Raw genomic sequence first — 11,449 nt, forward strand, 5'->3', positions numbered from 1 at the left:
TCGTTGACTGGTTCGCTATGGCTTTAATACCTTCTGATCCTCAAGGATCGAGGTTTGTGTTCATCTGGGTTCAACACGTGAAATATCGCGCGGCGCCCAGCGATTTGCCGAATTGCTGTGTGTCTTGAAAGTTATATTTGTGTTGTCCGTCCAGGTTTCGGGTATGCAGTTGCTGTTGTGCGGGCAACGGCCTTAATTCTTATTGAATTACTTGTTAGCCGGAAGCGGACTTGGTCGAAATGGCCGGGAAGCGGACCTTCGCTGCAAGCGCGAACCAGTCAGGTCATGTGCTCATGCGCTGTCATTCAGATGGATACTCGCAGATCCACGACCTGTTCCAGAACGACACTATTTTTGCCGCCTATTGCTTTGAAATTGCTGGGCCAATGCCTAACCGACGCCCCGGCCGCAATCCTAAAATTTCGGTAATCTTGGAGCAATCAGACATGCCTTTCAGACTCGAGGATATGCTTCCGTAGGGTTGCGCTGAGGTTCAGAATGCCAAGACTGGAACCCGGATTGCTTGGACAGACGAAAGGTTTGCATCTTGAAAAACAAGAGACGGATGTCCGGTTGGTCTTGGGGCAATAGCCTTTGCCAAGCCGTCTGGGGTGTCTTCGCGGCGGTGATGCTGATGACGACCGAAGCTCATGCACAGTCCGGATTTCGCTGGGTTGTGGACCCTGCCTATGATGATGCAGGCGCTGCCTTTGACGGGGCCGTGCCGCTGAGGCAGGGCGATAAATGGGGGCTGATGGGCGCTGACGGCCAATGGCGTGTGGCACCGCAGTTCGAAGCGCTCGGCGCGGCCAGTGATGGGCATATCGCGGTCAAACGTGACGGGCGCTGGGGGATCATCGATTTGGACGGGCGCGAGGCGATTGCGATTGGCTATCAGGCAATTGGACGTTGGGCAGAGCGAATTCCGGCAAAAACTTCGGATGGTTGGATGGTGCTGGATCGCTTTGGCGCGCGGGTTTACGGCCCTTTGCCTATTGATACGCTGCGCGGCAATGAAGGTCATTGCATTACCGGCCAGATCGGCGATCGACCTTATATTTTCGACGATGAATTTCCCGCAGGTGACACAGTCTATGCCAGCAGCGACGGCGCTATGCGGGTCTATGGGCCAAGCAACGGGATGGCGGCGTTTCAACGCGATGGCCAATTCGGATACCTAAGCTGCTCAGAGCGTCTGGTCGCGGTGAAAGAGCAGTTCGAGGCGGTGCGCAAAGTTTCCGAAGACCAACTCGCGGCAGGCAAAAAGGATGGGCGTTGGGGCCTTTATCATGTGGAAACCCACCGGTTCGATGAGGTCATGTGGCCGTCCTACGAGGCGATGAGGGATTTCACTGAGGGATTGGCCCCGGTGCGCAATGCACAAGGCAAATGGGTGTTTGTTGATGCCGAGGGCAGGCAGCGGTTCGTAGGAGAGTATGATCAGGCCTATAGCTTTTCAGATGGCGCGGCGGGTGTGAAAGTGGGAGAGAAGCGCGGCTTTGTGCTGCGCGATGGCAGCTATGCGGCAGAGCCTCAGTTCGAGGATTTCTGGCGTCACGCCAAAGGCTTGGCCCCGGTGAAGCTAGGTGGAAAATGGGGGGTCATCGCGTTGAATGGCACCTCCGTGCCGGTAGATCTGAGCCTGGATATGGCGGTGCTAAAGCCTGCGCCGCGGGACCCGATGGTGAAGATCGGGGTGCCGCAAAGCTATTTCCGGCAAGATTTCGCAACGGTCGGGGGCTTTGCGTTCGAGCCCGAGGCGGGGCTGATGGCCACGTGGATTGACGAAAGCGAAGACGGCAAGGCCAGTCCGCTCAGTGGTGTTACGGTGTGGGATATCGAAACGGGTGGCTTCATGGGCCAGATGCGAGTGCCCGATTTGCAGCGCGCAGCGTTTTTGCCGGGTGGTGCGGTGCTGGCGGTGGGAACTCTTGACGGATCGGTAGCCTTTTATGAGGTCGCCACGGGCCAAGAACTGCTGCGCAAGCGGATTGGCTTTGGCCCGGTCACGGCAATGGTATTGGACGCTGAGCAAAAGCATCTGGTGGTCAGCACGGCCAAGCGAACCTTGGTCTGGGACGTGGTGACGGGTAAGGTCGTGAGCCGCAAGGATCAGGGCTTTCACGCTTTGGCAGCGTTGGGCGACCGGGTCTGGGGCGCGCATCAGGATGGCGATGTGATATCATTTGCGCCGGGGCAGACTGGCACGTTTTTGAGCCAAGAGAAGGCGGAGGTCGTGCCCGGACGTAAGCGGGTTGAGATTGGCCCGAATGGGACCGCCTATTTCGGGGCTTACAGATGGTGGAACCCCGACAATGTAGAGCAGGCCGCCGTGCTGTTTTCGGGCACCTCCGGCGCGTCTCTGCCCGGTGATTGGACGGCGCCAAGCTCGGTCGCGTTCAGCGATGACGGGGCTCTCATGGCGCTGGTGCAGGATGCCGGAATGCGGGTCTATGACCGGGCGACGGGCAATATGGTGCATGAACAGGTGCAAAGCGCCGAAATGCAGGGGCAAAGTTTTCCACCCATCGACAAGCTGGCCTTCGTCCGCGGCACGCGGCATCTGGCGATCATCGGCAGCGAAGGCACGCCGGTGATGATCTATGACCCTGAGGCCGGGCGCGAGATAAAACGATTTGGCGTCAACCCAGAGCGGGAATATTGGAGCGTGGCCGCGTTAGCCGCAGGGGACAAGGTGTTTATCGCCACCTCGGACACGGCGCTTTATGTATTTGACCCCGCGACGATGGGTGTTTCGCAGATAGACCCGGCCAAGCTGCCCCTACCGGAAGAGTTTGCAGAGGCGATACAGATATCTTCCGATGGCGCGGACACGGTATATTTCGACGGTGAAGAGGGCAGCATCGCCATTGATGCGCGTAGCTTGGCCATCCGGCCAAAAGGGGCGAACGAAGAGGGTATCCTGCAGGCCGAAGTGCCGCAGGATTTGCGCGCACTCATCGGGAATCTGAGTCTGCCATTCAGTGGCACGCGCGTCGCGCTATTGTCTGGGGGAAAGGTTTTGTTTCTGGGGCGTGGATCGGGCGTACATGCGTTTTACAGCACTGAAACCGGGGCGAAATTGGCAGAGATGACGCTGCTTGAAGGGCAGAACTGGGTCGTTGCCACGACGGCCGGGTTCTATGACGGAACTTTGGCGGGCATCCGGGCGCTGTCTGCAGTGGAAGATGGTCGGGCTCGGTCGGTGATTGACGCGATGCCTGCGTTTCACCGCCCAGATATCGTGCGCGCGATCCTTGCAGGTGGTGCAGAAGAAGCTGCACTTGCCGAGGCCAAGCGGTTGCGCGGTCAGGGCACTGACTTGGCCACCCCGGTGTTGAGCACGCCCGAGGCAGGATTGACCTTGGGAGATGGTGCCGCCGCACCAGAGGCGACCGCGCCAACCGTGCCGTCTTTTGATCACGGTATCACGATCGAGGCGATGGAATAACATGCGGGTAGCACTTTGGCTTTTGGTGCTTTGGTTCGCCTTCCCGGTGGCCGCACAAACCAACCCCGAGGTGAATGCGCCCGGCGCGCCGATTTTAGAGCCGACCACGGTGACTCGCTATACCGACTGGACCTTACGCTTTCCCACGGCTGAAAAAGCCGAGGCGCATTTGCGCGAATATAAAGGTGTCTATGGGGGCGAGCAGGCCACCGAAGCGGCGTTGGAGTTCGATGGTAAGGAAGAAAGTTATCGCATTCTCAGCGTCGAGTTCAAACAGGTCGAGGGATCAAAGAAGTATCAGTACCGGGCGCGGGCCAAGGTTGAGATCAAGTTGCTGCCTTATGAGCTGAACCTTGCCGCCGCACGCAACAAGGCGCTGGCCGAGGCTGACGGAAAGGCGCCGATCACCGATGAGCTGGAGGCGAAGATGGCCCAGCTTGAAGCGGAGGATGAGGCGCTAAGCGATGCGGTGGTAGAGGCTGCCGTAGGCGATTTGATGTCTAAGATCAACGATGTCGACGTGATGCAGAACGCGCTGGTGGGCGTGCTGGTGCGGCTGGGCAGCAAGGGGGCTGCGCTTGGGCTGTGGCGCGGCGGGCTGACGGCGGAGCGCTATGTCTCGCGGCTGGAAGCGATGGCCGCGCGTGTGGAGGCTGCACGGCAGAGCGTGACAGGCTTACAGGATCATGCGTGGCGCAAAACCAGTTCGATTTTTGACGACTTCATGAGGGAGTTGGACGATTTGGAAACAGGGGGACTGAACTGGGATACGTATCCAAGCCGCTATGGACGGCCGGACCCAGACCTTCAGGCCTTTTGGCAGGCGCGCGATGCGCTGCATAAGGCGGTGGGGGACGCGGAAAAACAGGCGGTCACCTATGATCACCAGATTTTTCAGGAGCAGATGCACCGCACGACGCGGTTCTTCAAACGCGAGGAAAAGCGCAAAGACCTGCAAAAAGAGGCCATCATGGCGCGCTACTCTCGGGACGACGAACCAATAGCAGACGATCAGGTTCAGGACAGCGCCGCGGGCGAGGTGCAGGACGACACAGCGCATTTGAAACAGGCGTTGCAGGGCAAAACGCCGGAAGAGACTTTGAAAGAGAAAATCGACGCGCCACAGGACGCCGAGGCGTCAGAGGATGGCGCTACGCCTGTGGCACCCTTGCGGCGCGCGGCGGTGGCAAAGGAACCGTCCCGCCTGCGCGTAGCAGCACGAGCCGAAACGAGTGACACGCGCAGTATTGATGCGGATAATCCCATGGGAGATCGGGCGAACCTACCGCGCCGTGAAACCGCGCCGAAGGTCGAAACGCCCAAGACGCCCTTTGCCAAGCTAAGACAAGACAAACGCATGGCCGAAGAGCGCAAGGCGCGCAGTGCCTCGATCAATCTGACGGCGCGTGCGGATGCGAATTTACGCAGCATTGTCGAGGAGTTCGTGGCTGAGGAAGAGGCTGGCGCGCAGGAAGCCTATGTTCTGTTTGGATACCTGAGTAACGGTGCCGAACAAGAGGCTTGGGCAAGCTGCGAGAGTGAGCGCAATACGTACCAAAATGGCCAGATCGATGCGTTAAAGGCGCGCTGCCCGGCGAGCTACGACTCAGGCTACCGTCGAATGAAAGAGGCGAGCTCTTCTCCCTATGAGCTTTACAGTCAGCTGACCGTGCGTTGTTCAGGTGACTTTTATGTCTGGATCGGTTCGGACCGTTATCCTGAAAACAGCGGCCAGAGAGAGTATTCGAAGTGGCACTGGAACGAGTTGGCTAAGATCAAAGAGGATACCTACAGCCGGTACCAATGCGGTGAAGAACCCGGGCTTGAATTCGTGAGGTTGGGAGAGCCGGTGCACGTGGTCTTCGCAACCGACGGCGGCAGCGGTGAAGATGTACGCAATTGGGCGCGTTCGGCTTTGCGGTCGGACGCAGAGGTGCGCATAGCCGCCAATCCTGACCGACTGGAAGGCCGGTTCGCCGCATCTGGCGGACCGCTGCCCGATCTAAGCGGCGCCCCGTTTGAACTTTATGAGAACAGCGCCCTGAAAGAAGTGCGCGATATGCTGGAGGAGCAACCGTGATGGGCTTTCTACGCTGTGCTTTAGGTCTTGGGCTGGTGTTGTGGTCCGCGGTGCCGGGGATCGCTCAGGAGTTCGAGGCGCGGATGAGCGGGATTTACACGGCCGGGGAAGATTTCGATTTCCCCGTGCAAATGGTGATCTGGCCGGACGAACAAAGCGATGGCTTTGGGGGCAGCGTGACCATTTCAGGTGCCCGCTACCCGCTTTATGCTGAACGTGACGGGGCCGCATTGCGGGGCATCTTTGAGGCCGAGGGCGCTGTACAGCGGTTTGCCTTTTTGCCGCCTGAGAGGGGCTTGGCGCAGGTAGAGTTCACTGGCGAGGCCGCACCTGTGGCGATGAAGCGCACGGCCTTGCCCAGTTTTCGCGCGCGGTTTGAAGGTGATTTCGGATCGTTGAGCCTGCGTATCAGGGACGGCGCGGTGCAAGCCGTCTTCACGGATGACAGCGGCGTGCAGGAGAACTGGCAAGGCCAGCGGCTGGGCCTGCGGGTAATGTTTTCAGAAGGTCCTGCAAGTGTGGTCTATGAACCCACAAACAGCGCATATTACTTGGAAATGCCGGGGTTTTTCGGCGCGGTCGAAGCACTGCCCTTGCCTATCATTGTTGGCGCATCCCCGACCGCGGACGTGCCCAGCCTTGAAGCCGCCTTGGCCGAGGTTGAACCCGGTGGGCGGATCACATTGGAGCCCGGCCAATATGCCGGGTCTTGGGACATCTCTAAGCCGGTCGAGATTGTTGGCCTCGGCGGCGCGCCAGAAAAGGTGGTTATTACATCGGACGGTGAAGCCGGAATGGTTTGGTCTGCGGATGGGGGAGTGTTGGCAGGGGTGAGCCTGCGAATGGCCGAGGCGGGCACTGCGCTGGACATGCAAGGCGGGGCGCTGGTGGTCAGGGACAGTTTGATCGAAACAGCAAAGGGGCGCGGCGTTGTTTTAGGCGGATCAGCGCGGCTCGAAATCGCGGACACAACTCTGCGCGGCGGACAGCATGGCATCGTGGCGGATGGGTTTACCGGCCTGTTGCGCGTGTCGAACAGCGTGTTGTCCGACACCGAAAAATCCATTGTTTCTGTGTCTGGCGCGTCTCAGGGCAAGGCCACAGTAGAGTTCACCCAAAACACGCTAAGCGGAAGCTCGTCAAACGCGTTCCGGCTTGTTGATGGCGTCGTCGCCCGCCTGTCCGAGAACCAGATCAGCGATGTGCGCGTCGGGTTTCATCAGACCAATGCCGGTGGCCTAGAATTGAATCAAAATCTGTTCACCGAGATTGGGACTCATGCCATCTGGATCGAAGGTCTGGTGCAGGACGGCGCACTTGTTGTGACAGAGAACGGCATTGCCGATGTCGGCGAGGCCTGCCTGCTGTTTTACAATTTTCAGCCGCGCGCTGCATCGGCCGAGGTGACCAACAACAGTTTTCGTGATTGTGGCAAGTTTGGTTTGGCCATTGTCGGGTCCGAAACCGCGATGGATCAACATAGGCTGCGGATCGAAGGCGGGCGGTTTGAACAAAACGGCTCGCATATCTTTATGAACGGGGCGGCGCACGCCGTGGGATCGGGTCTTGAAATGGTTGATGCGGCCGGCCCGGCGATCGTGCTGAGCGACACCAGCGCCTTTGACCTGCGCGACAGCCGTATCGATACAACCGCAGATCATGGGATGATGGCGGTTGGCCCCGGTGTTGACGTCGCACTGGCGGCCGTCGAAATCGTGAATGCCGCCAAATCCGGCGCCGTGTTCTCAGGCGGCGCGCAAGGCGGTTTTGAACAGGTCGAAATCCGTCAAAGCGGCGCGCACGGCATTGAGCTGCATACCGGAAGCAAATTGTCCCGCTTTGAGGGCAATGTGATACAGAACAACGAGGGTGCCGGCGTTCGGGTCGACGGCGCATTCTTTGTGCCGGGAGAGAACAATAGGTTCATTGCGAATGTCGGAGGAGATGTCGTTCGCAATTGACACCCTGATTAGGCGATATCGGGTGGAATGCGAGCTTGCATGGCCCTTCCAAGTTTTCGAATTCATTTAAATGGCGCGCTAGAAAGTGATAATGTCAGGCGAGCGGAAGCCGGATGAAGCTGCGGTGCGACATTGGCGCTTTTTCCTGATGTCCGGTGAGTGCCGTGAACGACTGGTTTGCCGGTGCCGCAACTGCGCAGTCACCTGCGCTCGAAGCTGACAGTTTGGGCTCGAAGCGGACCTTAGCCGCTAATCGATGGTATCGTTGGGCGTCGGTGACCTTCCGAAGACGTGGTGGGACCGGTGGAGTGGGGGAACCGCCATGCTTACCGCCAACCTACCAGCAATCCGTGCCTGCCGTCGCGCTTGGAGCAAGGGGGCAGCGTCGGCCAGAACCGTCCGCTGCAACCGAAGCAGGGTTGGGCTATCAGGGTTTGGCTGGAGATTGCCCATCGGACTCGAGAACTGGCGCTCTCTAATCTCGTCATCGACAGCAAAATGCTTGGCTGCGACTTGGTGCGGCTCAAGGTCGCCGACGTCCACGCGGCGGGCGGGTCAAGCACCGCGCTGCGATCGTTCAGAGAAAGACAAACAGGCCCGTCAGCTTCGAGATCGCCGAAGGGACCCAAAAGGCAATCGAAGCTTGGCTCGAATTCCCGGCGATGGTCGGGTCGGAGCATTTTGGGTCTGATCGGTTTCACGAACGGCTCCACATTGCGACGCGGCAATATGCTCGCCTCGTCCACGACTAGGTGGTCTCCATCGGTATTGAGCTGAGCGGCTACGGCACCCATTCCATGCGCCGCACCAAAGTTGCGCAGATTTGCCGGAAGAGCGGCAATCTTAAAGCAGTGCAGCTATTGCTTGGCCATACGAAGGTGGACAGCACCGAGCGTTACCTCGACGTCGAACTGGAGATGCGCTCGCGATTGTAGAGTCGGTAGATATGCGAGCGCCAAGGGCCGGTCTGTCGCGTTCGGCCCTAAGCGGACCTTGGCTCAGTCTGCTGCCAAGGTCCGCTATTAGGTCAAAATGGAGTCATTAACTTTCTTTCGGGGAAACTTCAGTAACACCATCAAACAGGTCGTCAGCTTTCGCCATCGGACAGCAGTCTTCAAACAGCCGGCCTCAGTTCGGGCAAACTGAAGAACTCGCCGGGCGCTTCTTCGTGAAGATGCTCTTCTCCCTCTTTCATCACCTCGACGTCCGCCAACACCAGCTGGTTGCCGATCGCGTTGAAGGAAATCGTCCAGCCATCCTGCACGATCATCGAGAAGTCTTTCGGTATGCGCCAGACAGCGCCGGAGCCGGGCACGGATGGGATCTGCCTGATCTTGTCGATGTTCTCGGTGACGAACTGCGCGGCCCGCCCGCGGACGAAGGGCAAGGATGAAAAACCCACCACCGCGCGCGTCAGGGGATAGCGCCGCACCATTCCGGAGGTCAGGGCGACCAAACGGTAATCCTCGCCGTAGAACAGACCACCCAGCCCGTCGGATTCGCGAATGTTGGACAGGATGTCCTCGTCGACCATGGCGAGCAAGTAGGACAAGGCGCGGTTCGGGTGGTGTCGCGAAATGGCCCGTTCGGCCAGTGGACGTTGAGTATTCTCCCATCGCACCAGCGTCGATTTGGCGATCGACAAGGCATCGGCAAGCTCGTCCTGCGACCAGCCGAATTGCTGGCGGATCCCGCGTAGCTTTGTCGGAAGTTCCAAATCCTGCATGTCTGTTCTTCTAAAGTTCTGCAAACGCTACCGGACACGTAACATTATAAAAACAATCATGAAACCATAAAAGAATCCGCTGCGATTTACCTTTTGCAAAGAAATCGAGATTATCTCCGCACAGGTATACAGGATTTTTGAGTCTCTTCGCACCCACGATTTGACCGCGATTGGGCTTATTCCCGCAACTAAAATGACGTCGCGCTTAGCGATGCGAATTGAGGCAGTGTTAGGCGAAATTTACGCTCTGGAGTGCGCGTCGCGGTGACGTCCGTCATCCGCAGGGCAGGGCAGTAATTTCCAAACCAATAGCGTCTCAGCAGCAGTCCCTTCGGGGGCGGCGTCTTTGTCGTGTCGTGACGGTGGCTACCTGCACGACCGGTGCGCAGCCGCGTGTCTTGGCACGGGCGTATCAAATGCTGGGCCCGCCGATCCGGTGGCCCCTTGAAATGACAATCGGGCGCGAAGTCCCGAAAAAGGAAAAGACGTATGTATTGCAGTGCTCGCCTGAACGGATCTCGCACCATTTTTAGGGTTTTGTCCTGGCTTATGGCCGCCGTTATTCTGATGGTGACGGCCCTCTCTGCCCAGGCTCAAAACCGTGTCAGCGTGGGGTTCGAAGACGGCTTTATCGGCGAATACAGCAATCAGGCCCATGCTCCGACTCAGGCGCAGACCTTTGCAACGCTTGGCATCGACTCGGCGGTGATTTCGCAGATCAGTGATAATGGTCAGTTCGGCGGCTCTCAGGGCAACGACTACGTGGTCGATGTCACATTCCTTTACACCAACGGCACGGCCACGACATTCAAGGCCGCAGTGAACTGGCGCGACACGCAGGGCAGCACGGCGTACGCCATCGGCCTGATCGGGGCCGACGCGTCCGGCAATCCCGTCGCCGACCCGGTCGATGGGTCAAGTTACGTGCTCAGCACCGGTTTCGAGAAAAGCTACGCGCTGCAATTCGTCGGTTCCCCTCGGACCTACCAGGATACGGGCGTCGGCGTTCAGGAGCCGAGCGTCAGCGGCAACGCCGCGACGTCCGGTTTGCTTGACGCGCTGAATAACTACCTCGCTTCGTCCACGCCCGGCACCAAACCCTCGCCCCTGACGGCGACGATCACCGCCGCAGATGTGTCCATCGACGCCGATGGCACGACGACGACGCTGGTGACGGTTCAGTTGAAGGATATTAACGGCAACAACATAACAACCGGCGGTTTCCCGGTGACGCTGGCCACCTCTGCCGGAACGCTGATCGGAACACTGATCGACAACGGAGACGGCACGTATACCCAACAGTTGCAGTCTTCCAACGCCGCCGAAATTGCGGTGCTGACCGGGACTCTCGACTCCGATGGCGCAGGCTCTAACCCTGCGGCAGCGATCACCGATGACGCCTCAGTCGAGTTCACCCTTACCGCTGCGCCCGCGTTGGAAGGCACCAAGACCGTTGCGTTGACCGACAATGACGGCTCCAACGGTCTGAGCGCCGGGGATGTTCTGACCTATACCATCGTCGCTGAGAACACCGGCAACGTGACCCTGACCGGTGTCGCCGTCACCGCAGAGACGATGACCCGCGCTGATACCGGCGCGGTGACCTCACCCCTGACGGCGGGCGATTTCACGACCTCGGATGCCACCACACTGGCGCCCGGCGGCACGGCGACCTTCACCGCGACCTATACCGTGACTCAAGCCGAAGTGGACGCGGGCGGGTTGAGCAACAGCGCGACCGTCAGCGGCACGCCGCCCTCCGGTCCCGCCGTCGAGGATGTGACCGACAACGGCGATGACACCGACGGCAACACCACCGACGATGCCACGCTGATCACGCCACCCACCGCCGCGCCCGCGTTGGAAGGCACCAAGACCGTTGCGTTGACCGACAACGACGGCTCCAACGGTCTGAGCGCCGGGGATGTCCTGACCTATACCATCGTCGCTGAGAACATCGGCAACGTGACCCTGACCGGTGTCGCCGTCACCGCAGAGACGATGACCCGCGCCGACACCAGCGCGGTGACCTCACCCCTGACCGCTGGCGACTTCACGACCTCGGATGCCACCACCCTTGCGCCCGGCGGCACGGCGACCTTTACCGCGACCTATACCGTGACCCAAGGCGACGTGGACGCGGGCGGGCTGAGCAACAGCGCGACCGTCAGCGGCACGCCTCCCTCCGGCCCTGCCGTCGAGGATGTGACCGACAACGGCGATGACACCGA

5 protein-coding genes and 1 pseudogene are annotated in these 11,449 nt (G+C 59.4%); 5 read left to right on the plus strand and 1 reads right to left on the minus strand.

The genetic code is table 11. The features are described from left to right. The first annotated feature begins 565 nt into the window (after positions 1-565). The 4 genes and pseudogenes from ACI3GR_RS12315 to ACI3GR_RS12330 all read left to right on the plus strand — a co-directional run. Positions 566-3,451 carry a WG repeat-containing protein gene (locus tag ACI3GR_RS12315; protein ID WP_407494866.1) on the plus strand — a complete coding sequence of 962 codons (2,886 nt, stop codon included), beginning with the start codon at positions 566-568 and terminating at the stop codon, positions 3,449-3,451. Next, positions 3,372-5,531, plus strand: a complete 2,160-nt coding sequence (locus ACI3GR_RS12320) for a hypothetical protein (RefSeq protein ID WP_407494867.1) — start codon at positions 3,372-3,374, stop codon at positions 5,529-5,531. The genes ACI3GR_RS12315 and ACI3GR_RS12320 overlap by 80 nt, the downstream gene beginning before the upstream one ends. After that, positions 5,531-7,492 (plus strand): right-handed parallel beta-helix repeat-containing protein, encoded by a 1,962-nt coding sequence (locus ACI3GR_RS12325; RefSeq protein ID WP_407494868.1) that lies wholly within the window; start codon positions 5,531-5,533, stop codon positions 7,490-7,492. Before ACI3GR_RS12320 ends, ACI3GR_RS12325 begins: the two co-directional genes overlap by 1 nt. 322 nt (positions 7,493-7,814) lie before the next feature. Next, positions 7,815-8,441: pseudogene (locus ACI3GR_RS12330) on the plus strand (tyrosine-type recombinase/integrase); the annotation flags it as partial. A gap of 165 nt (positions 8,442-8,606) precedes the next feature. On the opposite strand, the gene ACI3GR_RS12335 reads toward ACI3GR_RS12330, so the two are convergent. Then, a complete protein-coding gene (locus ACI3GR_RS12335; protein ID WP_407494869.1) occupies positions 8,607-9,218 on the minus strand; it encodes a helix-turn-helix domain-containing protein in 612 nt (203 codons plus the stop codon). Positions 9,219-9,767: 549 nt separating this feature from the next. On the opposite strand from ACI3GR_RS12335, the gene ACI3GR_RS12340 reads away from it, so the two are divergent. Then, positions 9,768-11,449 (plus strand): CLIPPER-2 domain-containing protein (locus ACI3GR_RS12340; RefSeq protein ID WP_407494871.1); only part of this gene is annotated, 1,682 nt, incomplete at its 3' end.

Origin of the sequence: Pseudooceanicola aestuariicola (genome assembly GCF_045763785.1) — a bacterium.
Taxonomy (GTDB): Bacteria; Pseudomonadota; Alphaproteobacteria; order Rhodobacterales; family Rhodobacteraceae; genus Pseudooceanicola.

Coding starts and splice junctions, on each gene's coding strand:
- ACI3GR_RS12315 (WP_407494866.1), top strand. CDS start 566: ATGTCCGGTTGGTCTTGGGGCAATAGCCTTTGCCAAGCCGTCTGGGGT.
- ACI3GR_RS12320 (WP_407494867.1), top strand. CDS start 3,372: ATGGTGCCGCCGCACCAGAGGCGACCGCGCCAACCGTGCCGTCTTTTG.
- ACI3GR_RS12325 (WP_407494868.1), top strand. CDS start 5,531: ATGGGCTTTCTACGCTGTGCTTTAGGTCTTGGGCTGGTGTTGTGGTCC.
- ACI3GR_RS12335 (WP_407494869.1), bottom strand. CDS start 9,218: ATGCAGGATTTGGAACTTCCGACAAAGCTACGCGGGATCCGCCAGCAA.